The following is a 21957-nucleotide window of genomic DNA, read 5'->3' as shown; positions in this document are numbered from 1 at the left end:
GTCGCTGGAACCACCAGAGCTGCTCCCACTGGAGCTACTGTCTCCGGAACCAGAACTGCTGGAGTTTCCCGAACCCGAGCTCGAACTTCCTGAAGAAGAGCTGCTGGGACTGCCACTGGATGAACTCGAGTTACTTGAGGAATCAGAGACTTCACTGTGTGGGACCCGCACACTTTCCACGTCCCCGTCTGGTGGCAAAATTTCGGTGCATCCCGCCAGAACGAGCGCTACCGCTGATGTTGATAGTAGAAAAACTCTCATCAAAAGTACCTCACCTACAAATTCAACCGAACCTGCCAGGGCCACCAATTGAAAATACGCCTCACTACCCTAAATACAGCGGGCACAAGGCAAACCCTGCAGACCCGTGAAGTAGACCACAGAAACCGGATTCTGTCTAATTTTCTTACTAACCACCCCCTCTTCAGACCTAGGAACAACGACAAATGGGAGGGCTTTCTCACGCCGATTTCGCCTATGAGGCGTTTCCCTCCGATCGGGGGACGGCCCAGCAGAGGTGCCCATTTTGTGACGTGTGCCTGACGTTGTTGATGCTTTGCACTCTTCTTCACCCTGACCTGACCGTCGGGTTTGTCAAAGCCGATCAGGAAGAACACAACCGACTGTCTGCACAAAGCACTGTCGATACGGCAAAGACCGAACAGGAACTGGCGCTGGTCACGCGCCAGCTCGACCGTACCTTGAACGCCATTACTCAGGGCATGTTCCATGTGAGCATGAGGTCCAAAATAGACACGCTGGAGGCCGAAAATGTGAACTAGAAGCTGACCTGGCCAATGCAGAACCCACTTCTCTGGTCATACTCCACCCAACTTGTCCGCGGTGTATCGCGACAAAGTGGCCAGCCTCACGGCGGCGTTGAGCGATCCGGCAACCTCAGCAGAGGCCACGACCATCATACGGTCTCTGCTAGAGCGCATTCGGCTTGTGCCCAACGACGCTGGGGCTTTGGACATTGAATTGGTTTGCTGAGTTTGGGGGGGCCCCAAGACGCCAAAAGCCACCCGAAGGTGGCTAGTTCGACAGTATTGGTTGCGGGAGCTTGCAACCGCCGGTACCGAACGGCACTCAATTGCAATGTGTGATACACATTCTATCTATTTGTCATGATGGACGGATCTTAGCCATCCGCTGAGCAGTGTGCCAAACTTAACCTTGCACAGAGCGCGGGCATTGAAAAATCGAATGAGCTTTCCAGAGCAGTCATCGACGGCGAGGAGCATTACTTGCAAACCTACAAGCCGGTAGGTACGACCCGATCGCTTTGCACTTCACTCGCCGGTCCAAGGATTGAGCTTACTAGCCCAAAATCGAGTGCGGCATCCAGCTCTCAGATCGTGGAGGGCCTTAGCCATCCGCCCTACGTCCACTCCCGGCATACTCCGTCTGCCGCCCTTCAAAACGTGCGACACACCTTCCCGCCAGACCCGTTTCCTTGATGAATCATAGTCGAATACTAGTGCCCAGGATCGGCAGGCACCTAAACACGCCCAGTAAATCTCTGCTGCCTGTTTTCATCACAACCACCACGGATAGACTGGTCGCAAAAGACCAGCAAATCCGCCGCAAAGGCTCTTCGCGCACCGGAGTTTATTTTGGGTGCAGAAAAGAATGATCCAGCGAAAGCTTTTACGGTTGGGTCCGGTAACAGTTCAAGCAGCCCCCTTTGTGAAGCCCCTAGCTATCAGCTCTTTCATTACCTCATTGGCTCCGCCATAGATTTTCTGCACTCGCGCGTCGGCGTACATCTGCGAAATCGGGTATTCTGCCATATAGCCGTAGCCACCATGTAACTGCAGACACTCATCCACAATTTCACATTGCATTTGGCTGCACCACCACTTCAGCATTGCGGCAGTTTCAACATCCAGCGTTCCTGCTACCAATCGATCGACACAATCATCGATGAAGACACGGGCAATGTGGGTAATCGTTTTTGCCTCGGCCAATTTGAATCGGGTGTTTTGTAAATCAAGCAAAGTACCACCAAAGGCCATGCGCTGGCTGGTATATTCTACGGTTTGCTCCAGAGCCTTTTCCATAACTGCCACTGCCTTTAACCCCAAAACAAGTCGCTCCTGCGGCAATTGCTGCATCAGCTGATAGAACCCTTGCCCTTCTTGGCTGCCGAGCAGATTTTCCGGCCGAACTCGCACATTGTCAAAAAAGAGTTCAGAGGTGTCCGCGCTTTTTTGGCCTATTTTTTCGAGATTGCGCCCGCGTCGGAAACCGGCCAAGCCGTCCACTTCCAACACAATTAGCGAGATACCCTTCGCACGTTTTTGTGGATCTGTCTTGCAAACCACAATGACGAGGTCCGCGAGTTGGCCATTGGTAATAAAGGTTTTGGATCCGTTGATGACATACGCATCACCGTCCCTTTTCGCGGTTGTTTGGATCGATTGCAGATCCGATCCAGCCCCAGGCTCAGTCATGGCGATGGCGCAGACCAATTCTCCAGTCGCCATTTTGGGCAGCCAGCGCCGTTTTTGATCTTCGGTCCCATAATTCAGAATGTAGTGTGCTGAGATTTGGCTATGTACACTATTGCCCCAACCGGACACCCCGGTGCCCGCATATTGCTCGGTGATGATCACTGCCTCGTGGTAGAAATCGCCACCTGCCCCGCCGTACTCTTCCGGAACCGAGGCGCAGAGGATGCCGGCATCACCAGCCTTGTTCCAAAAGGCGCGATCCACATGGCCTTGTTTTTGCCAACGCGTTTCGTTTGGCGACATTTCGCTGGCATAAAAACGCGCAACTTGCTCACGCAAAATTTCCAATTCCTCGGTCATCCAACGGCTGCGATATGCGGTCATCTCTAAGTCCTTTTTGAGTACGGGGTCAGGCGCCTTCGCGACCAACAATGGTGATCGAGGCAACGTTTTGATGCGGGAAGCCTCCCAAATTGTGGGTCATGCCAAAAACTGGCTCCCTGCTACGTTGACGCTGCCCAGCGCGCCCTAAAATCTGCAGATACATTTCATAGACCATGCGGATGCCCGAGGCGCCAATCGGGTGGCCAAAACATTTCAAGCCGCCGTCGATCTGGCAGGGCACAGAGCCATCGGCATCAAAGAAACCATCCATGACATCCGTCACCGCCTGCCCTTCACCCGAGATGAACAGGTCTTCCATAGTGACAAGCTCGGTGATCGAGAAACAGTCGTGCACCTCGAACAGGCTGATCTGGTCTCGGGGTTTGGAAATGCCCGCTTCGGCATAGGCGCGCGCGGCGGCTTTTCGGGTGGTCACCAGATGGCTGCCATCCCAAGAATTATGCTGCGCCTCAGCGCCACTCGACACCGCCAGTTGCAGTGCCTTGACGGTGACCAGGTCCTTCTTGCCCAAAGCACGGGCAATCTCTGGCGTGGTGACAATAGCGCAGGCTGCCCCATCACTGACCCCGCAACAATCATAAAGCCCCAGCGGATCCGCAACCATGGGTGCGCTTAATACGGTTTCCACATCAATGGGTTTACGCAGATGCGCCTTGGGGTTGCGGGCGCCGTTAGCATGGCTTTTGACCGAGATATGCGCCATTGCCTGTTTCAAATCGCCTGCATCCACCCCGTGTTTGGCACAATAAGCGCTGGCCAGCTGCGCAAAGGCCCCAGGGCCAGACAGGCTGGGCCAGAACAGATCATTCACTGTGCCCCGACCGCGTTGCGGCAAGCCGCCGTAGCCGGTGTCTTTCAGCTTCTCAACCCCAACTGCCAGCGCGATATCACAGGCCCCCGAAGCAACTGCATAGGTCGCCCCGCGCAGCGCCTCGGTGCCAGACGCGCAGAAATTTTCAACCCGCGACACCGGGATATAGGGCAGCCGCAAAGTGGTCGCCAGCGGGATAGCGCCCTTGCCCACGTGCTGGTCGTCAATGCCGGTGCCCAGCCAGGCCGCGCCGATTTCGCTGGTCTCGATGCCCGCATCTTCGAGCGCCTCGGAGTATGCCTCGACAATCAGATCCTCGGCATTGTCCATCCAACGTTCGCCAAAGCGCGAGCACCCCATACCCAGAATGGCAACTTTGTCCTTAATACCTGTAGCCATGATACTGCCCCTTAAGCCGGTGTTGCGATCCAGAAGTAGCGACGGAATCCACGCTGGTGGTCATAATCCTTGACCCGGAACACCATGCGCATGGACATGCCGATTTTGAGCTCTGCGTCCGGGGTGACATCGGTTATGTCACTCATCAACCGCCCGCCGCCCTCGAACTGCACCATTCCATAGTAGTGCGGTGGGTTTGGCGAAAATGTCAGTCCGTCTCCGGTAAAGGAATTAAGCGCTGCAGACTTATCCGCAAAAGGTTCGGGCACTTGAGAGTCGAACCGGCCGCATTCCGGGTTGGCGCAGATGTTGGACTTGGGAAATTGTTTGGTATTGCAGCTTGTACAGCGCCCACCGATAAGTCCCTGCACCATGTCCTTGTTGCGATATAGCGTGGTCAGGCCCGTATTCTTGTCCACTTCGGAACGAATACCCTGCTCCATCTCAATCAGTTGATTGAAGGCAAGGAACTTATGGTAGTTCTCTTCTCGATACCCCTGTTTCAGGCACCCCGTAATTCCGCCCTTCCCTTGCTGGCCACGAATCGCATCGGTGACCTGAAACAGCAGCGCATCACTGCCCTGCCCGAACCCAACAACCAGAATGATGTCACCGGGATCGGCGTTATCGAGCGTATGGGCCAGCATCACCAAAGGGTGTGACGCCCCAGCCTCGCCACAGGAGCCCTGCAGATTGTCGGCCAGGGCCTCGGGCGCAAGCCCGACCTTACGGGCAACCGCCGATGCGATCCGCGCCGAGGGCACCGGGAAACAAAACGTGCTGACCTGATCGATGGTCACGCCCGCATTCTGCAGCGCCTTGGCCACGGTATCAGGCACGATCTTCAGATATCCCTCGTCGCGGACCCAGCGTTCTTCCCAGGTGTAATCGAACTCACCGTTTTCCCCTCGGAAGTGATCCACCAGATCCACAGCTCGGCTGGCCCCACCCAGATAACAAGCCACTACATCGCCTTGCCCGACATGGAACGCGGCGGCAGCGTCCCCTGTTGTTAATTCCAGCGGATTGCCCGGCTTGGTACGGCGTTTCTCGGCGCTGACCACCAAAGCTGACCCGCCCAATTGCAAGGCCGCCATCAGGGCTGATGTGCCCGCCCGCTGAGACCCGCCAATATCCAGCGTCATCAAATCCGACCCCAGCGTCAGGGCATCCGCGACAACACCGGCATTTTGACGATCTTTAAACGGATAACTGGTCGAGCCCATGATGACCGCATCCAGACCGGAACTCCCCTGCCCGCCCAGACAATCTCGGCCGGCCTCGACCGCCATGGTGATGCTGTCCTCGTTCCAGTTCGCCATGGCCCGCTCGCCCCGGCCCAAGCCTTTCAGCGCAGGCGTGAACCAACTGTGCGCCGCCGCGATCACCTGCCGCTGCAACCGTGCACGCGGCACATAACCACCAAAGGCAAGAATTCCGGTTTGCATCGATGCCCTCCACTTCAGGTCTTGACCGAGTCACATTTTGTTTGATTATTATTCGCATGCTTATTATTGTCTAGCTAATTATTATCTAGCACATAAAATGCACGTAACCGGCTGGAGGGAAGATGTCTGAACAAAAATTGCTAGAGGGCAAAGTAGCGCTAATCACCGGCGCTGGCCGCGGTGTTGGGCGTGAAATTGCACTATTGATGGCAAAACGCGGCGCCAAAGTGCTGATCAATGACTTGGGCGGCAGTGCTCAAGGCGAGGATAGCGATCAATCCCCTGCAGCTGAAGTGGTACGCGACATCAAAGCCATGGGCGGCGAGGCTGCCGCCAACTATGACTCGGTCTCTTCGTTTAAAGCCGCTGAGGGCATGGTTGAACAAGCACAAGACGAATTGGGCGGGCTGGACATCGTTGTCAACAACGCCGGCATTCTGCGCGATCGGATTTTTCACAAGATGAGCGAGGAGGATTGGGACCTAGTGGTGGATGTGCACCTGAAGGGATCCTTCAACGTCGCCCGCCATGCCGCCACTGTATTCCGAAAACAGGAAAGCGGCCGGATGATCCACATGACCTCGACCAGTGGATTGATCGGCAACTTTGGACAGGCCAGCTATGGCGCAGCAAAACTGGGCATTGTGGCCTTGTCCAAATGCATCGCGCTGGACATGGCCCGCTACAACGTGACCTCGAACTGCATCGGCCCCTTTGCCTGGAGCCGACTTGTCGGCACCATCCCTGTAAACTCCGAAGCCGACCGCGTCCGGGTTGAGCGGATGAAAACCATGACACCCGACAAAATTGCCCCGCCAGTGGTGGCGCTGGCCTCGGACCAGGCACAGCACATCAATGGGCAGGTGATCTGCGTGCGCAGCAACGAGATTTTCCTGATGGGCCAGTCGCGCCCCTTGCGCGGCATGCAAACCGCCGAGGGCTGGACCCCGGAAACCGTGCTCAACCATGCCTTCCCGGCGCTGGAAAGCACCATGTACCCGCTCGAACGCAGCCCCGAAATTTTCAACTGGGATCCGGTCTAAGGAGGCCAACACATGACCTTTACCTACGATCACATCATGAACTGGCCTTTTGAAGAGGTCGAACACAGCTACACAGTCAAAGATTCTACCATCTACGCGCTGGGTGTTGGGTTTGCCCAGGATCCGATGGACATGCGGCAGCTACCATATGTCTTTGAGGAGATGGAATTTCAGGCTGTCCCCACGATGGCAGCGGTACTGGCCACACCCGGTTTCTGGGCCCGAGACCCCAATACCGGCATAGACTGGAAAAAGATCCTGCATGGCGAACAGGGGATTGTCATACACAAGCCCCTGCCTCCCGCCGCAACTCTACTTGCCACCACCCGTGTGACCGAGGTCCTGGACAAGGGCGATGGCAAGGGCGCGCTGATATTCACCGAGCGCGATCTGGTCGATAATGACACAGGTGTGATGTATGCCACCCTGTCAGGCACTTCTTTTGCACGTGGCAATGGTGGATTTGGCGGGCCAAGTGGGCCACAGCCGCAGCCACACACCCTGCCCGACCGCAAGCCGGATATGTCCTGGGATTTCACAACCCGCCCCGAAGCGGCACTACTTTATCGCCTGTCGGGCGATTATAACCCATTACACGCCAACCCAATTGTTGCTGAATCAGCTGGTTTCAAAAAACCGATCTTGCACGGGCTTTGTTCGCTGGGAGTGGCCGGGCATGCCATTCTGCGCACCTATTGCGACTACGACAACAGCCGATTCAAATCTCTGAAACTGCGGTTCTCCTCGCCGGTTTATCCCGGTGAAACCCTGCGCACCGAGATGTGGAAAGACGGCGATGTAATTTCCTTCTGTACTAAAGTGGTCGAACGCGATGTGGTTGTGCTGAACAATGGTCGCGCCGAGGTTTCAAACTAAATGCCCAATCCCCCAGTCAAATCCAATTTTGTCATCCAGGACATCGCCCGCTTTCGCACCCAGCTGTATGACCGGTTAATTGGCCCTCACGGGCTGACCACCAGCCAAGCCTCGGTGCTGTCGCAGCTGTTCAAAAAGGATGAGCAGATCCAGTCAGAACTGGCAGCAACCCTGAAGATCGGCACTGTGACGCTTGGCGGGCTGGTGGACCGGCTCGAAGCCGCAGGGCTGGTGGAACGCCGCCCGGTGCCCGGCGACCGCCGCGCCAAATGCATCTGCCTGACCCCGGCCGCCTATCCGCTGGGCCGTATCATGGATCAACGGGCAGACGAGCTGCGTCAACTGACCTTTGTCGGCATGAGCGAGGCAGAGATCGCACAGTTCTCAGACATGCTGGAACGGGTGCGGGAAAATCTGTTGGTGGCATTGAGCGAACAAAAGAAAGCACCGGACTGATGGGCCCGCTGACCGGAATTCGGATTGTTGAATTTGCCGGGCTGGGACCGGGGCCCTTTGCTGGCATGATGCTGGCAGACATGGGGGCCGAAATCTTGCGAATTGAGCGCCGCGGCGGCGGACTGACACCTGCAGATCCGAAACGCGACATTCCGGCGCGCGGTCGCAAATCAATTACTCTGGATCTCAAGGCCGGAGGCGCCACCGACGTGGCCCTGAAACTGATCGACCAGGCAGATGCGGTGATCGAGGGCTATCGCCCCGGCGTGATGGAACGGCTTGGGCTAGGTCCTGAAGTGTGTCACGCTCGCAACCCGGCGCTGGTCTATGGCCGCATGACCGGTTGGGGACAAAACGGAAAACTGTCTCAGGCCGCTGGCCATGATCTTAACTATATTGCCCTGTCCGGTGCGCTTTGGGCCATGGGCGAGGCCGACCGCAAACCGATGCCTCCTCTCAACCTGCTGGGCGATTTTGGCGGCGGCGGAATGTTTCTGGCTTACGGAATTGTCTGTGCCCTGTTGCGGGTAAAAATGACTGGCCAAGGCGACATTGTGGATGCGGCCATCAGCGATGGCACCGCCGCCCTGATGGCACCGGTCTATGGTTATCAAGCAATGGGCGGCTGGAAAAATGAACGCCAATCCAACCGGCTGGACGGCGGCGCGCCCTACTACGGCGTTTATGAGTGCAAGTGTGGGGGCTGGATCACCCTGGGTGCGATTGAGCCGCAATTCTGGGCACTGTTCATGCAGGCACTGGAGCTACCCGAGGACCACTTCGGCGACCGCCACGACCAAGACTTGTGGCCTGAAATGCGCCGCCAGTTTGCAGAGATATTTGCCGGAAAGCACCGAGAGGAATGGTGTGCGTTGATGGAGGGCACCGATATCTGTTTTGCGCCGGTGCTCAGCATGGCTGAGGCTCCAGTGCATCCGCACAACCTGTCACGCGGAACATTTGAGACCGAGAATGGTGTGACCCAACCCGTCCCCGCCCCGCGCTTCACCAATGCACCTGCACAAATGCCATCTCCGCCCCCTGCCAAGGGCCAAGACAACGAAACAGCGTTGCTGGATTGGGGATTCTCTCATTCAGAAATCCAATCCATGCTGAGTGAGGGCCAATTATGAGTGCGGCCATGGACGAAGGTTTCGATCCCATGGCGCATGAGATGTGCGCTCACAAGAGCTTTGACGAGTTAGAAGTCGGCGACCGTTTTGTGATCCCCTCTCGCACCATAGGCGACGCCAATTTTGCCGCTTTCCAACTGGCCTCAGGCGACAATCACCCGATCCATTATGACGTGGAATACTGCCGCGAACGCGGCCACCCCGGCCTGCTGGCCCATGGGTTTCAGGCGCTGATCCAGACTGCCCCCGGTGCTGGCAGCCTTCCGCATGTTCTGGGTGACAACATGATTGGATTTTTGGATCAATCCAGCAAATTCCTGAAACCTCTGTACCTGGGTGATACCGCCTATCCAGCGCTGGAAATCACCGAACTGACCCGTCAACGTACAACTGGCATCGTCACGGTGCGCTCAACCGTCCACAATCAACGGCGCGAGCTGATCCTCGAAGGGGAGCAGCGATTTCTCGTGAGGCTACCAACATGACACTCCCTCTTTTAGGTTTCACGATCGTGGAAATGGGCTCGGCCTTAGCTGGCCCTTATTGCGGCCGCATTCTAGCTGATATGGGCGCGCGGGTGATCAAGGTGGAACCGCCCGAAACCGGTGAACCCGCACGTAGCTGGGGCGATGTGGTGCACAAGGGATCCGGCGCGATGTTCCATGCGGTCAATCGGCAAAAGGACTCTTTAGCGGTGGATTTCACCCGGGCCGAAGATCTCGACCGGTTGAAAACCCTGATTGCGACCAAGGCCGATGCTGTGTTTCAAAACCTGCGGCCGGGCGTGGCCGAAAAGGTTGGCCTTGGCGCCAGCGACTGCCAGGCGCTGAACCCCAAACTGGTCTATTGCAACATCTCAGCCTTTGGCGCCAAGGGGCCGCTGGCAGATGCCGCCGGCTATGAGGCTTTGTTACAGGCGTTTTCCGGCATCATGGAGGCCACAGGCAACGAAGGCGGCCCGCCCGCCCGAGTTGGCTTTTCAGTCAATGACATCGGCACCGCCATGTGGGCCGCAATTGGCATTCTGTCCGCGCTGCTACAACGCGAAAAAACCGGCGAAGGCTGCATCGTCGATGCCTCGATCTTTGACACAGCCATGGCCTGGCAGACCGTCAGCACTTCGGCTCTTCTAACCACAGGGCGGGAACCCAAACGCACCGGCCTCAAGGGGCCATTGCTGGCCCCCAACCGTGCTTTTACATGCGCTGACGGCATGTTGATGCTGACAGTTGGCACCGACGCGCAATTTGCCAAACTGTGCAGCGTTTTGGGTTGCCCCGAGCTCGCCGAAGATGCCCGCTTTACCGACAACAACGCGCGGGTGACCAATGATGACCTGCTGCTGGAACTGCTCGAAACCCGTTTCATCACCCGCACCCGCCATGAATGGTGGCGTGAGCTGCGCGCGGTTTCGGTTCCGGCCTCGCCAATCCAGACCCTGCAGGAGGCCCTTAACCATGAGCACACCCTGGCCTCGGGCATTGTGCAACAGGCGCCCGACGCGGCACCTCCGCTGGTTGGCCTGCCACTGAGTTTTGACGGAGAACGCCCGGCGTTCCGCCGCTCTGCCCCCGCTTTGGGAGAAGGCACTGACGACATCTAGACATTTGAAAGGACGCGAGATGAAAACGCGCACATTACAAGGATGGTCCACTTCAATCAGCCGGGTGGTCAACGAAAGTGAAACCGAAGACACCATGATCCGTGGGCACAGCCTGAACGAGTTGATTGGCAACTCCACCTTTGCCGAAACCATGTTCCTGCTGCTCAATGGGCACCGGCCCACCCGCGAGCAGGGATTGGTGCTGGACGCGCTGCTGGTGGCCTGCATGGAACACGGCATTGCACCGCCCTCGCTGATCCCTCGGCTTTATGCTTCATACGGCACCACCATTCAGCAGGCGATTTCCGGCGGCATCAACGCTTTTGGCGAACGGATGGGATCGCTGGGCGAAAAGATGGCCAAACTCATGGTCGATCGACTGGGTCACCTGGACAACCCGGATGAGGCCACCTTGACCCGTATTGCCAAAGAAATCGTGGCCGAGATCCACGAGGCGGGCGAGCGACTTCCCGGCTATGGCATTCCGCTGCACACCCGCGATCCGCGTGCCGACCGGGTGATGGACCTGGCCAAGGAGCACGGGGTGTTTGGCACCTATTGCCGCTTTGCCGAACTGATGGGGGACGCGCTAGAAGAAGCACGAGGGGGACGCGCTGTACCACTCAACATCGATGGCATATGCGGCTGTATCGCGCTTGATCTGGGCTTTGACTGGCGCACCACGCAGATGTTTCTGCTGACCGCGCGCAGCGTTTCGATGGGCGCGCATTACCTGGAAGAGCAGGATCAAGACAGCATTTGGCGCCACATTCCAGCTGATGAGATAGACTATATCGACTAAGGAGTACGGGACATGAAATTGGTTGGCACAGGTTTCCACTGGGACGAGCTAACAGTTGGCGAGCGATACAAGACCTATGGGCGCACCATCACCGAAAGTGATGTGGTAAATTTTGTTTCCTGCGTTGGCATGTTGGAATCGCTGTTCTTGGACGCAGAATACCGCAAAGCCCATAGCGCCATGCAAGGCCACGCCGCTCCGGCCATGCTGGTGCTGTCATTGGCCGAAGGATTGGTTCTGAATGCGACAGGCCAGGGCACCGGTTTGGCTTTTCTGAACATGGAAATGAACGTGCGCGGGCCCGTTGTGGTGGGTGATACCATCCATGTCGAGATCAAGGTGGTTGAGGCGCGCAAGACTTCAAAATCCTCGCGCGGGCTGGTGCGCACCTCGAACCGCATCGTTAATCAACGCGGTGACGCGGTGATTGAGTATACACCACAGCGGTTGATGAGTGGTCGCGAGGGGTAAGGCTGTGCCATTTTGGCCGTACAGGATTGAGGACTGTGTCTGGCCGCGGGTGGTAGCGAGGCGTCCGCCCATGGAGGCGGTCGGACGCTGCTCTGTCTGAAGGACGGGGGAATTTTCATTGTAGTGTTTTGTAGAATTTTAGGGGATTGCAGCCACCATCTCGCGCAGCTCGGTTTTTACCACCTTGCCATAGTTGTTCTTAGGCAATTCTTGCATCACCACATAGTCTTTAGGGCGTTTAAAGCGAGCGATATTGTCGGTGCACAGCGCATCCAGCGCCGCCAAGTCCAGCTCTTGCCCCACCTCTGCAACGACACAAGCCACAACAACTTCCCCCCATTCCGAATGCGGGCGCCCGATCACCGCCACCTCGGCCACACCCGAATGGCTCAGCAAGATCTCCTCGACCTCTCGCGGATAGATGTTGGATCCTCCGGAAATGATCATATCCTTTGACCGGTCATGCATGGTCAGGAACCCATCCTGATCCAGCGCGCCCATGTCGCCAGTCCAAAGCCAGCCATCACGGATAGTCTTTGCGGTCGCCTCAGGGTTGTTCCAATACCCCTTCATTACCGCGTCGCCCTTGACGACAATTTCACCGATTTCTCCCGTGGCAACTTCCTGCCCGCGTTCGTCTACCACGCGCACCCGACTAACCATTTGCTGAAAGCCCACACTGGTTAGTCGCTCGCGCCAGTGTGGGTGATTGCGATCCGTTACATAAGACTTGGGTAAAGTGGTGATAGCCATCGGGCACTCGCCCTGCCCGTAGATCTGAGCGAACCGCGGTCCCAGGACCTCTACAGCCTCTACGATGTCGGCAAAATACATTGGTCCGCCCGCATAAATGACATTATCCAAACCGTCCCCGGTCGCGCCGCCGGCCTTCGCGTGGTCAATCATACGGCGTACCATCGTTGGCGCGGCAAACATCGAGACTCGTTCAAAACAAGCAGCGAGTTCAAAAACTTCAGCCTCATCAAACCCGCCCGACACCGGACAGATATGCCGCCCACCCGACATCACATGCATGAAATTGTAGATGCCCGCGCCATGGCTCATCGGAGCTGCATAAAGCGTGGCGTCTTGCTCGCTGTGAGGCCCGATGCCGTCGGTATAACCCGACACCATTGCCGACATGTTCTGAGCTGTAATCATCACCCCCTTGGGGCGCCCGGTGGTGCCTGAAGTGTAAAACAGCCAAATCATGTCATCGCGGTCCAGCGAAGCGGGCAGTTCACGCGGTGGTGCCTCATAGAGCGCGGAAAAGTTGTCGCCTGGCGCAACAATGGTTTCCATCACACAAGTCGGCGTCGCTGCATCCAGTTCCGCACCGTTTTCTGCCGAAACAAAAGCTAATCTTACGCCAGCGTTTTCCATGATCCAGGCCGCTTCTTTGGCGTGCAGCTTGGCATTGATCGGCACCGCCGCCGCCCCGGCCCACCAGATGCCATACATCGTCTCCAAATACTCGGTGCAATTCTTCATCAGCACCGCCACCCGGTCCCCCGTACCAATGCCGCGCTGGCTCAGAGCTCCGGCAATCGCCGCTGCACGCCGAGCAAATTCAGCGTAATCAGCCACCAAGTCCTCTCCGTGATACAGCGCTGGGTTGGTCGGTTTCAATTTTGCGGTGCGCAGCAGCCATTCAGCGGGATTCATGTCGGCTTTCCTTGTCTTCAGCTGCCCCAGAAGGGTTTTCGCAGTTCTGTCTTTAGTATCTTGTTGGCCCCAGACAGTGGCCAAGGCTCGTGCCGGAAACTGATCGTTTGCGGGCACTTATAGGTCGCCAGATTGGCGCGACAATAGGCAACCAGCTCTGCCGGGTCAGGGGCAGTACCTGCCGCCGGGATCACAATTGCATGTACCGCCTCGCCCCATTTATCATTCGGGATTCCGATCACGGCAACTTCGGCAACCTGGTCATGGATCGACAGGATATTCTCGACTTCGCCTGGGTAGATGTTTTCACCACCCGAAATGATCATGTCTTTGATCCGGCCCGAAATCCACAGGATGCCATCCTCATCAAAATAACCCGCATCACCGGTATGCAGCCAGCCTCCGCGCAGGGTTTCCGCTGTCAGCTCCGGTTGGTTCAGATAACCTTTCATCACATTGGGTCCGCGCGCGACGATCTCTCCAATCTCTCCCACGGGCAGTTCCTGGTCATTTGCATCAAAGATGCGCAAGTCGCAATGAGGCACCGGCCTGCCCACGGCCCCCAACTTGCCTTTTTCAGCAAAATCGGCGCGATGATATTCCGGTCCCAGTGCAGCCAGAACCGGTGAAGCTTCGGTCATGCCATAGCCGTGTGAAATTGCCACTTGTGGAAAAGCCGCCACGATCCGACGCAACAACTCTTCGCTGGCTGGCGAAGCACCAAAGCTCATCTGTCGTAAGCTGCTAAGGTCAAAATCACCAAACTCCGGGAGGTCCAGCACCATTTGCATCATCGCCGGGATGAACATGGTGGCATTGACCTGATGCTGCTGGATGATCTGCAAAAACCCCAGCGGCGTGAACTTGGGCTGGATCACCATGGTGCAGCCCGCATAGACGCTGCAAAACACCCGCGCCCCGGCACCAAGGTGAAACATCGGGCCCGTCAGCAGATGGGTTTCTTCAGAACACACATCATACACCTGTGCATGGCCCGTCGAATTGGCAAAGAGGTTCCAATGACTCAACATCACTCCCTTGGCTCTGCCGGTGGTCCCCCCCGAATAGTAGATAATGAGCGTGTCATCCCCAGCCCCGATCTTTTGATCAATCGAGTGTGCGGCTGCGATCATTTTCTCGTAAGATATTTCTTTCCCCTCTGGCTCAGTCCCGATCACTATCAAAATGACGGAGCCACCCAAACGAGCACAGATCTGGCGCGCCATCGTTAGACGGGCAGGATCGACAATCAGCACCTTGGCAGCACTGTCTGTCATGCAGTCGCTCAACTCGTTCACTGACAACCGGTAATTCAGCGCGACGGATTCACCTCCCATAAACGAGGGGGCAAAATAGCCTTCATAAAACCAGTCGGAATTCAGCCCCAGAAAGGCCACCCGGTCACCCTTCTCTAACCCCAGCTTGCACAGGCCGCCAGCAATGGCTTGGCACCGCTGCCAAAGCTCGGACCACGTGGTCTGCCGATCCTCGCAGATCAGCGCAACCCGGTCGGGCATCCGCGCGGCATGGCGGTCCAGCATCTCGGCGAATGATACGGCCATTCAGGATACTCCCTGGAGTTGCTGCTCCATCAACAGTTGCTCAATCAGCTTGGCCGGCACGCCAAATTCCCGCAACACCGCCTCGGTATGCTGGCCCTTCTCCGGCGGCGGTCCCTGAATGGCAGCAGGTGTTTTTGAAAACTGGCAGCTTGGCCCCGGAAAGGTCATGGTCCCATCAATCGGGTGCTGCACGCTTTGAAAGAACCCAACCTCAAGCAGGTGCGGATCTTGTAACAGATCTTGGGTCGAGTTGATGCGAGCAGCAGGCACCTCTGCAGCATTCAGCAATGCGAGCCATTGCGTGGTGGTCTTGCCAGTTAGAATATTCTGCACAGCCTGGCACCACTCAGACACGTGAGTGAGACGCGCAGCGACATCAACAAACCGCGGATCATTCTTCAGATCCGACCGATCCGCCAGATCGGAAAAGCGGTGCACCTGCTTATTGGTGTAAATTGTCGCCGCAATATATCCATCAGCGGTTCTAAACGGCACGCGTTCGCGGGCAATGAGCCGTTTGTACACTGGCTCGCTGCTTGGCGGGTCAAAAACTGCACCGGTCATATGTTCGGTCAGCATAAAAGCTGACATGGTTTCGAACATTGAGACGTCGACTTCTTGCCCAAGCCCGCTGGATTGCTGCGCATAAAGCGCCGCCAGCGCCGCATAGGCCGCCGTGATACCAGACACTTTGTCCGCCATGATATTGGCCAAATAGCGCGGTTCGTTGCCCGAGGCACGCGCCTCAAGCAGCGGCACACCCGTCATCCCCTGAATGACATCGTCATAAGCCGGCTGCCCGGCATAGCGCCCGTTTTTGCCAAACCCGCCAAGGTTCATGTAGACAAGGCGCGGATTGATTTTGGCCAGCCGCTGGTAACTCAACCCCAACCGCGCCATAGCCGCCGGGCGGGTGGAATGGACAAAAAGATCACAGTTTTGGGCCAGGTCCAGAAGCGCGTCAACAGCCTCAGGCCGTTTGAGATCCAACTCGATACTACGTTTGCCCCGGTTGAGAGTGGCAAAAAGCCCGGACGCCCCCTTGCGCTTGCCAGGGCCAATCTCCCGCGCGATATCACCCTCCGGGCTCTCGACTTTGATTACATCCGCCCCTAAATCCGAGAGAATCTGCGTGCAGTATGGCCCCATGACGACAGCGGTCATATCCAGGACAAGAACGCCGTCCAATGCCCCTTTGGGCTCGGAAATACTCATCTCATTTACCATTGGCTGTAGGGCAGCAGCAGCGAGATTACGGGGAACAATAAGATCAGGGCAAAAACCAGAACATCAACGGCAAGGAAGTTAATCACCCCGCGGAAGATTTTGTGCACTGGCGCCTCAGGCCCCACGACCGAATTGATGATAAACACATTCAACCCAACGGGCGGTGTGATCAAGCCAATCTCCAACAATTTCACCACGACCACGCCAAACCAGATTAAATCCAGCCCCATTCCTTCGACCAACGGAACAACAAAAGGCAGAGTCAACAGCATGATACCGAGCGGATCCAGGAACATACCCATTATCAAATACAACACCACGATAGTCAGCAGAATCGACCAGTCAGCCATTTGGTAATACTCGGTCAGTCCAACAACTTCTCGAGTCAATCCAGTAAGGGACACAAAGGCCACAAACATCTTCGCCCCGGCGGCAATAAAGAAAATCGACGCGCTTTGCAGGGCTGTGTCCCGCATTGCTTCAACAAACTTGTTCCACTTAAGCTTGCGGGACAACACGCCATAGCCAATTGCAAAACTCATGCACACGGCCGCCGCTTCCGTGGCTGTAAATATCCCGCCATAAATTCCGCCAATGATAACAGCAAACAACAAAATCGCTGGCCACGCCCGCCCCAAAGCCATCCAGCGTTCGCGATTGCTGATATCCTCCTCGGGGATGGGCGCGTCCTGAGGGTTTTTGCGAGTCCATAGAAAAATCACCAGCAACATACCCAAAAGTGACAGGATGCCCGGCAACACACCGGCCAAGAACAACTTGTTGACGGACTGCTCTGTAAATAAGCCATAGAGAATGAACAGCACGCTAGGCGGGATCAATGACCCCAATGTGCCGCCCACGGCCACTGTAGATGTCGCAAGCCGCATAGAATACTTGTATCGCAGCATTTCCGGGATACAGATCCGTCCCATTGCGGCCGCACATGCCACAGACGACCCGGTAATTGCAGAAAACCCACCACAGCCCATGACCGAAGCCATCGCCAAACCTCCGGGCACTTTTGCCAGCCAAACGCGGCCTGCGTAATAGATTTCGGTGGTTATCCCCGCGTGATAAGCGATGTGCCCGAGGCCAATAAATAGCGGCACCATGCTCAACGGATATGAGTGCAAAAACTCAAAAACATTGGACGAAATCAGCGACATTGTGGGGCGGATCGCCTTTGCAGCCTGAAACTCGTCTCCGTATTTGAAGCCAAAGAAAAGGTAGGTACAGACAATCGCAAGCCCGGCCAAGGCAAAACCTATTGGGACGCGCAGCGCGATCAAAATAAGCGCAACGGCAAAGCCGACCATGCCAATCGTGGTAGGATCCATGAGGTGTAACCCTTTGTTTTATTGCTTTATTTCGGAATCTTCCGATCGAAACAAAGACTTAAAATCGATGAAAACAAGCCAAGCAAGGCGCACCACAAAAACGATGTAGCCAAAACAAAACGCCAGCTTTCCTGGCCACTCGGGCAGGTCGAACTCTCCATAGAAGTAGTTTCCGTCCCACCACGCGGTGTTGAACGCTTTCCAGCCTCCGTATGCGATGGGCAGGAGAACCAAAAATCCGATTACTGATCCCAAAAAGTCGACCCAAGGTTTGACCCAATTCGGCATCAAATTAACAAAGACATCGACAGCAATATGTGCACGGTTGGCGGTCACATATGCCAAAGGCAAAATCATTGCTGCGATCATCAGTTCCCGGACCATGATCTCGGCGTCCGGAAGTGACCAGTTGAATATCGCCCTAGTGAGCACCCCTGAAAAGATGATGGCGCAAATGGCCAAGATGGCCACACTGGCAATGATCAGCGAGATTTTTTCAACCAATACCAGCATCCGGGGACCGGATGCTGATACGGAATTTGAGGAGCCACTCATTAGCGTGACCAGGGATAGCCCTTGGCTTCCCGCTCAGCGTCCCATTTTGCCAACATTTCCATATAGTCAGCCAACATTGCATCTGCATCGATACCAGCGGCACTTGCCTTGCCTTTCCAATCGTCCAGGTAGCTTTTGGATGCCGAAAGAAGTTGCTGTTTTTGAGTATCCTCAAAACTGCTGAATGATATTTTGCCGTCAGCCTTCAGGTCATCAATGGCCTCTCCGTTAGCCGCAGAAAGGTTCTTTGCGTAGACATCGACCATCTCAGAACCAAGATCATCCACGACAGCCTGCTGCTCCGGCGTCATCGCTTCATACGTATCTTTGTTCATGACCACGGCCAACGCCATCAATGCACCCCAGTCGAGCATGGTTACATCGGTGGCCACCTCATTCAATTTGAAGGCAGGAATTGCGTAGCTGTAAAACATGGTGCAATCAATCAGGCCGGTATCGAGTCCCTGATAGGTGTCATAGGCTGTCATTTTCACCGGAATAGCACCCAAGTCTTTCGCAACTTTCCCGTAGACCGAAATACCACGAACCTTCAATCCAGAGAAATCATCGATTGAGGCAACAGCCTTGTCCTTACAGACCATCTGGATCGGCCCAGTGGTGATGTTTGCGACGAAATGGAGATTAAGCGCATCCCACTCAGCCTTCATGGCTTCGTTTTTTGTGTTCAATTCATAAAACGCGCGGGTTGAAGACCAAGGATCACTATACTTCGTCGGCAGATCCGCCAGCAGGAAACCGGGGTGTAAGCCTGGATTGTAGACACCAATAATAAATCCTGCATCAGCCGCGCCATCGCCAATCCCTTTGGTTGCTGCCTTGGCTTTCAGCAAGGCTCCTCCCCAATGAATTTCTGTCTTGATTTCGCCATTGGTGCGCTTCTCTAACTCTTCAGCAAACCAGTTTGTTGCTTCCGCACGAGCACCGCGATTGGCGCTCTGATCGGTAAAATTCAAGTTCATTTCGGCAGACGCAGGCAAAGCTAACGCGAGAGCTGTGGCACCAGCTGCAATAGCCATTCCCATCTTCATGAATTCCATCATAGTCTCCTCCCTAAGAGTATGTCTTTTTTTGGTTTTTGGTGTCACTGACACCGCCTCCATTTCAGAGCCCACTGTCGCCCTCCCGACGACACCGATTTGGGTGTGCTAGCCAAACCTCCTACTGTCCGCTTACACGTCTCCGAAGATCGTTTTCAGCTTTTCCCTCCTCCGCTGTATCCAAGTGTTTTTGAGATATTCGCGGCAGTCTTGATTGCGGCGTCGATGTATTTTTGTTTGTCTCTTTCGGCGCGCGACACGGGTACGCCAATGGTCAGAGCCGCGGTAACAGCACCATCCGAGTTAAAAATTGGCGCTCCAAAACCAGCTGCATCAGCCGAGTAGGTGCCCATGGTGATGGCCACCCCTGTTTGACGAATTTCCGCGACCACTTGTTCCAATTCGACACGATCCGTTTCCGTCTTGTCAGTCATTCGCTCCAAGGAAACACTGTCGTAGTAGCTGGCTCGTTGCCGATCAGTCATGAACGCCAGAAAGACCCGCCCCGCAGACGAACAATACAAGGCGCGCCGAGCGGCAAGTGGGACAGAAAAGCGAATGGACTTGTCTGATTCAACTGTGTCGATATACGAGGCAAATTTCTGGTCGGGGTCCAACTGAGACAGCAAAACCGTCTCGCCTGTCTCCTCCATAGTCTGCTCCAGATAAGGGCGTGCAATTTGACGGATGGTCCGACCCGCCAAAATTGTCGAAGCCAACGCGTAAGCTTCTGACCCGAGAAAATAGAGCGCCCCTTTTCGAGCCAAAAACCCTTGGTCAGTCAGCGCTTTAAGCGTTGAAGACAACGAACTCTTTGGCATATCTAGGCGCGCGGCCATATCTGACAGATTCATACCGTGCGGCACTTCAGCCAGCAGGCGTAACAACGAAAATGCTCGAGGCAAAACCATCGGGCCTTCCATACGTGTGGCAGCTTTAGTCACAACAGTCTCCCGTTCGTATTTAAGTATATTGTCCCTATATACGAACCACCTTAACGGCAGAGGTGTCATTGTCAATGTCGGAGCCACAGGTGTCACGCGGGGCTGTCCTCATTCAAGTAGCCCTCATAGCGTGTGGGCTGAATGTTCAACTCAGAGCCGCCATCACAAGGAATGGTACCACCGGTGATATAGGTCCCCATATCCGAGGACAGATACAAACATAGATTGCCAATCTCTTCGTTGCGCCCCAACCTTCTCATCGGAATAGAGGCCAACTTTGCATCCATTAATTCCTTGGTTGGAAATAGCTTTGCCATGCCACCTGAACCTTCGATTGGCCCGGGCAAAACTGAATTCACCCGAATTCCTTCCGGGCCCCACTCCAGGGCAAGAGAGCGGGTTATCTGATCAATTCCTGCCTTGGCCGCACAGACATGACTTTGACCAATCATTGCGTTTGCGGAATGGGCGGAAGATATGTTGATCACTGATGCGCCCGGCTTTTTCAAATGGGGATAGGCCGCATGCATCACGTGATGGGTCCCCAGAAGGTCAATTTCCATCACCGCGCGAAACCCATTGGAAGACAAATTCTTTGCCAAACAGGGAAAATTGCCGGCGGCGCCTGAAACAACCACATCCAGTTTTCCGAAGGTATCTGTGCATTGAGAAAACGCGGAAGAAACCGCATCAAAATCGCGCACGTCGGTTGCACATCCGTCGGCCTGAGCGCCCAGCGCCCTCAGCCGGTCCACAGCCAAAGCCACTTTGCTAGCACTGCGTGAAAACACAAAAACATTCGCCCCAGCGAGAGCGAAGCTTTCTGCAATCCCAAGGTTGATGCCGCTGGTGCCTCCCGACACGATCACATTCTTTCCGGAAAAGTCGAACATACCTATTTCCCCTTAAAAACAGGCATGCGCTTTTCGGCGAAAGCGGTAACGCCTTCAGCCCAATCATCAGTGGCGGCACATAGACCAAAATTTTGCGCTTCCAGTGCCAACTGGCTTTCAATGCTGTTGGCATGGCTGGCGTACATCAGTTCCTTGATGCGCCCGTAAGATTGAGTTGGCCCGCTGGCCAAACGGGTCGCCAGCTTGTTGGTCTCGGCCTCGATATCTTCTGGAGCAACAAGGAAGTTCACCAAGTTGTAACGGAGCGCGGTTTCTGCATCAATTTTGTCGCCCAAAAGTGCCAGTTCCATCGCCCGTCGTGTTCCAGCCAGACGAGGAAGGTTATAACTGCCACTGCCATCAGGGCTTGCGCCAATCGCTGAATATGAGAACCGGAAGATGGAATTGTTGGCTGCGATGGCCAAATCACAAGCCATCATAAAGGACATGCCCGCACCGGCGGCAGCCCCCTCGACACTGGCAATCACCGGCTTTTGCATCCGTTGCAACTGAAACATCATTGGATGCAACGAATGAACACGGCGTTCAAAGTAGACCTTCCGCTTTTCTGGCGGCATTGGCGCAATCTCGGCGGCGAAGTTTTTGACGTCCCCGCCGGCCATGAAGTTGCCACCAGCGCCTTTGAGCACCACACAGCGGACTTTGGGGTCATTTTCAATTTCGTCCACCGCGTCGAACATGGCATGGCGCATATCCAGCGACAGCGCATTCAGCACTTTGGGACGGTTCATGGTCAGTGTGGTGATGCCGTCCTGATGATCGACAAGCAAATGATCAGTCATGAGCACGCTC

At 55.6% G+C, this 21957-nt stretch carries 22 protein-coding genes; 9 read left to right on the top strand and 13 right to left on the bottom strand.

From position 1 onward, the window contains the following. The first annotated feature begins 551 nt into the window (after positions 1 to 551). Positions 552 to 782, top strand: coding sequence for a hypothetical protein (locus QZ517_RS02515; protein ID WP_294221590.1), 231 nt, complete (start codon positions 552 to 554; stop codon positions 780 to 782). Positions 783 to 818: 36 nt separating this feature from the next. Here the strand turns inward: QZ517_RS02515 and QZ517_RS02510 are convergent, their stop codons facing one another. The 4 genes from QZ517_RS02510 to QZ517_RS02495 all read right to left on the bottom strand — a co-directional run bounded on the left by QZ517_RS02510 (position 819) and on the right by QZ517_RS02495 (position 5519). After that, positions 819 to 941 (bottom strand): hypothetical protein, encoded by a 123-nt coding sequence (locus tag QZ517_RS02510; RefSeq protein WP_294221587.1) that lies wholly within the window; start codon positions 939 to 941, stop codon positions 819 to 821. 732 nt (positions 942 to 1673) lie between these two features. Continuing rightward, complete coding sequence (locus QZ517_RS02505; protein WP_294221584.1) at positions 1674 to 2840, bottom strand: acyl-CoA dehydrogenase family protein; 1167 nt, start codon at positions 2838 to 2840, stop codon at positions 1674 to 1676. A gap of 25 nt (positions 2841 to 2865) precedes the next feature. Next, positions 2866 to 4071, bottom strand: a complete 1206-nt coding sequence (locus tag QZ517_RS02500) for an acetyl-CoA acetyltransferase (protein WP_294221582.1) — start codon at positions 4069 to 4071, stop codon at positions 2866 to 2868. Between the two features lie 11 nt (positions 4072 to 4082). Next, on the bottom strand, positions 4083 to 5519 hold the full coding sequence (locus tag QZ517_RS02495; protein WP_294221579.1) for a 3-oxoacyl-[acyl-carrier-protein] synthase III C-terminal domain-containing protein: 1437 nt from the start codon (positions 5517 to 5519) through the stop codon (positions 4083 to 4085). A 122-nt stretch (positions 5520 to 5641) separates the two neighbouring features. Between QZ517_RS02495 and QZ517_RS02490 the strand changes: the two genes are divergently transcribed. Genes QZ517_RS02490 through QZ517_RS02455 form a run of 8 tightly spaced genes read left to right on the top strand, consistent with a single transcriptional unit; the run spans position 5642 to position 11903 of the window. Next, on the top strand, positions 5642 to 6562 hold the full coding sequence (locus QZ517_RS02490; RefSeq protein ID WP_294221576.1) for an SDR family NAD(P)-dependent oxidoreductase: 921 nt from the start codon (positions 5642 to 5644) through the stop codon (positions 6560 to 6562). A 12-nt stretch (positions 6563 to 6574) separates the two neighbouring features. After that, the gene (locus QZ517_RS02485) at positions 6575 to 7438 is read left to right on the top strand and encodes a MaoC family dehydratase (protein WP_294221575.1); all 864 of its coding nucleotides are present in this window, start codon (positions 6575 to 6577) and stop codon (positions 7436 to 7438) included. Then, on the top strand, positions 7439 to 7894 hold the full coding sequence (locus QZ517_RS02480; RefSeq protein ID WP_294221572.1) for a MarR family transcriptional regulator: 456 nt from the start codon (positions 7439 to 7441) through the stop codon (positions 7892 to 7894). It abuts the gene before it with no gap. Further along, the gene (locus QZ517_RS02475) at positions 7894 to 9027 is read left to right on the top strand and encodes a CaiB/BaiF CoA-transferase family protein (RefSeq protein WP_294221569.1); all 1134 of its coding nucleotides are present in this window, start codon (positions 7894 to 7896) and stop codon (positions 9025 to 9027) included. The genes QZ517_RS02480 and QZ517_RS02475 overlap by 1 nt, the downstream gene beginning before the upstream one ends. Positions 9028 to 9035: 8 nt before the next feature. Further along, positions 9036 to 9512, top strand: coding sequence for a MaoC family dehydratase (locus QZ517_RS02470; protein ID WP_294221566.1), 477 nt, complete (start codon positions 9036 to 9038; stop codon positions 9510 to 9512). Further along, on the top strand, positions 9509 to 10630 hold the full coding sequence (locus QZ517_RS02465) for a CoA transferase (RefSeq protein ID WP_294221563.1): 1122 nt from the start codon (positions 9509 to 9511) through the stop codon (positions 10628 to 10630). The genes QZ517_RS02470 and QZ517_RS02465 overlap by 4 nt, the downstream gene beginning before the upstream one ends. 19 nt (positions 10631 to 10649) lie before the next feature. Further along, a complete protein-coding gene (locus tag QZ517_RS02460; RefSeq protein WP_294221560.1) occupies positions 10650 to 11432 on the top strand; it encodes a citrate/2-methylcitrate synthase in 783 nt (260 codons plus the stop codon). A gap of 12 nt (positions 11433 to 11444) precedes the next feature. Beyond that, a complete protein-coding gene (locus QZ517_RS02455; RefSeq protein ID WP_294221556.1) occupies positions 11445 to 11903 on the top strand; it encodes a MaoC family dehydratase N-terminal domain-containing protein in 459 nt (152 codons plus the stop codon). Between the two features lie 138 nt (positions 11904 to 12041). Here the strand turns inward: QZ517_RS02455 and QZ517_RS02450 are convergent, their stop codons facing one another. From QZ517_RS02450 to QZ517_RS02410, 9 genes are all read right to left on the bottom strand, one after another. Continuing rightward, positions 12042 to 13568 carry an AMP-binding protein gene (locus QZ517_RS02450; protein WP_294221553.1) on the bottom strand — a complete coding sequence of 509 codons (1527 nt, stop codon included), beginning with the start codon at positions 13566 to 13568 and terminating at the stop codon, positions 12042 to 12044. A 17-nt stretch (positions 13569 to 13585) separates the two neighbouring features. Further along, positions 13586 to 15130: an AMP-binding protein gene (locus tag QZ517_RS02445; RefSeq protein WP_294221550.1), complete on the bottom strand. Its 1545-nt coding sequence runs from the start codon at positions 15128 to 15130 to the stop codon at positions 13586 to 13588. Then, positions 15131 to 16345: a CoA transferase gene (locus tag QZ517_RS02440; protein ID WP_294221548.1), complete on the bottom strand. Its 1215-nt coding sequence runs from the start codon at positions 16343 to 16345 to the stop codon at positions 15131 to 15133. It lies immediately after the preceding gene. 5 nt (positions 16346 to 16350) lie between these two features. Beyond that, a complete protein-coding gene (locus QZ517_RS02435; RefSeq protein ID WP_294221545.1) occupies positions 16351 to 17694 on the bottom strand; it encodes a TRAP transporter large permease in 1344 nt (447 codons plus the stop codon). An 18-nt stretch (positions 17695 to 17712) separates the two neighbouring features. Further along, positions 17713 to 18207 (bottom strand): TRAP transporter small permease, encoded by a 495-nt coding sequence (locus QZ517_RS02430; RefSeq protein WP_294221542.1) that lies wholly within the window; start codon positions 18205 to 18207, stop codon positions 17713 to 17715. A 41-nt stretch (positions 18208 to 18248) separates the two neighbouring features. After that, positions 18249 to 19310 carry a C4-dicarboxylate TRAP transporter substrate-binding protein gene (locus tag QZ517_RS02425; protein WP_294221539.1) on the bottom strand — a complete coding sequence of 354 codons (1062 nt, stop codon included), beginning with the start codon at positions 19308 to 19310 and terminating at the stop codon, positions 18249 to 18251. A gap of 152 nt (positions 19311 to 19462) precedes the next feature. After that, positions 19463 to 20230 (bottom strand): IclR family transcriptional regulator, encoded by a 768-nt coding sequence (locus QZ517_RS02420; protein WP_294221537.1) that lies wholly within the window; start codon positions 20228 to 20230, stop codon positions 19463 to 19465. 113 nt (positions 20231 to 20343) lie between these two features. Continuing rightward, positions 20344 to 21144: an SDR family oxidoreductase gene (locus QZ517_RS02415; RefSeq protein ID WP_294221534.1), complete on the bottom strand. Its 801-nt coding sequence runs from the start codon at positions 21142 to 21144 to the stop codon at positions 20344 to 20346. A 2-nt stretch (positions 21145 to 21146) separates the two neighbouring features. Beyond that, positions 21147 to 21947, bottom strand: a complete 801-nt coding sequence (locus QZ517_RS02410; RefSeq protein WP_294221531.1) for an enoyl-CoA hydratase — start codon at positions 21945 to 21947, stop codon at positions 21147 to 21149. Positions 21948 to 21957: the final 10 nt, after the last annotated feature.

This window comes from uncultured Shimia sp. (assembly GCF_913054185.1).
Lineage (GTDB): Bacteria > Pseudomonadota > Alphaproteobacteria > Rhodobacterales > Rhodobacteraceae > Shimia.
Note: the sequence above shows the minus strand (reverse complement) of the source record. Positions and strands in the feature narration are given on the sequence as shown.

Coding starts and splice junctions, on each gene's coding strand:
- QZ517_RS02500 (WP_294221582.1), bottom strand. CDS start 4,071: ATGGCTACAGGTATTAAGGACAAAGTTGCCATTCTGGGTATGGGGTGC.
- QZ517_RS02425 (WP_294221539.1), bottom strand. CDS start 19,310: ATGATGGAATTCATGAAGATGGGAATGGCTATTGCAGCTGGTGCCACA.
- QZ517_RS02510 (WP_294221587.1), bottom strand. CDS start 941: ATGCGCTCTAGCAGAGACCGTATGATGGTCGTGGCCTCTGCTGAGGTT.
- QZ517_RS02475 (WP_294221569.1), top strand. CDS start 7,894: ATGGGCCCGCTGACCGGAATTCGGATTGTTGAATTTGCCGGGCTGGGA.
- QZ517_RS02410 (WP_294221531.1), bottom strand. CDS start 21,947: ATGACTGATCATTTGCTTGTCGATCATCAGGACGGCATCACCACACTG.
- QZ517_RS02440 (WP_294221548.1), bottom strand. CDS start 16,345: ATGAGTATTTCCGAGCCCAAAGGGGCATTGGACGGCGTTCTTGTCCTG.
- QZ517_RS02430 (WP_294221542.1), bottom strand. CDS start 18,207: ATGCTGGTATTGGTTGAAAAAATCTCGCTGATCATTGCCAGTGTGGCC.
- QZ517_RS02495 (WP_294221579.1), bottom strand. CDS start 5,519: ATGCAAACCGGAATTCTTGCCTTTGGTGGTTATGTGCCGCGTGCACGG.
- QZ517_RS02490 (WP_294221576.1), top strand. CDS start 5,642: ATGTCTGAACAAAAATTGCTAGAGGGCAAAGTAGCGCTAATCACCGGC.
- QZ517_RS02420 (WP_294221537.1), bottom strand. CDS start 20,230: ATGGAAGGCCCGATGGTTTTGCCTCGAGCATTTTCGTTGTTACGCCTG.
- QZ517_RS02465 (WP_294221563.1), top strand. CDS start 9,509: ATGACACTCCCTCTTTTAGGTTTCACGATCGTGGAAATGGGCTCGGCC.
- QZ517_RS02515 (WP_294221590.1), top strand. CDS start 552: ATGCTTTGCACTCTTCTTCACCCTGACCTGACCGTCGGGTTTGTCAAA.
- QZ517_RS02485 (WP_294221575.1), top strand. CDS start 6,575: ATGACCTTTACCTACGATCACATCATGAACTGGCCTTTTGAAGAGGTC.
- QZ517_RS02470 (WP_294221566.1), top strand. CDS start 9,036: ATGGACGAAGGTTTCGATCCCATGGCGCATGAGATGTGCGCTCACAAG.
- QZ517_RS02450 (WP_294221553.1), bottom strand. CDS start 13,568: ATGAATCCCGCTGAATGGCTGCTGCGCACCGCAAAATTGAAACCGACC.
- QZ517_RS02415 (WP_294221534.1), bottom strand. CDS start 21,144: ATGTTCGACTTTTCCGGAAAGAATGTGATCGTGTCGGGAGGCACCAGC.
- QZ517_RS02505 (WP_294221584.1), bottom strand. CDS start 2,840: ATGACCGCATATCGCAGCCGTTGGATGACCGAGGAATTGGAAATTTTG.
- QZ517_RS02435 (WP_294221545.1), bottom strand. CDS start 17,694: ATGGATCCTACCACGATTGGCATGGTCGGCTTTGCCGTTGCGCTTATT.
- QZ517_RS02460 (WP_294221560.1), top strand. CDS start 10,650: ATGAAAACGCGCACATTACAAGGATGGTCCACTTCAATCAGCCGGGTG.
- QZ517_RS02445 (WP_294221550.1), bottom strand. CDS start 15,130: ATGGCCGTATCATTCGCCGAGATGCTGGACCGCCATGCCGCGCGGATG.
- QZ517_RS02480 (WP_294221572.1), top strand. CDS start 7,439: ATGCCCAATCCCCCAGTCAAATCCAATTTTGTCATCCAGGACATCGCC.
- QZ517_RS02455 (WP_294221556.1), top strand. CDS start 11,445: ATGAAATTGGTTGGCACAGGTTTCCACTGGGACGAGCTAACAGTTGGC.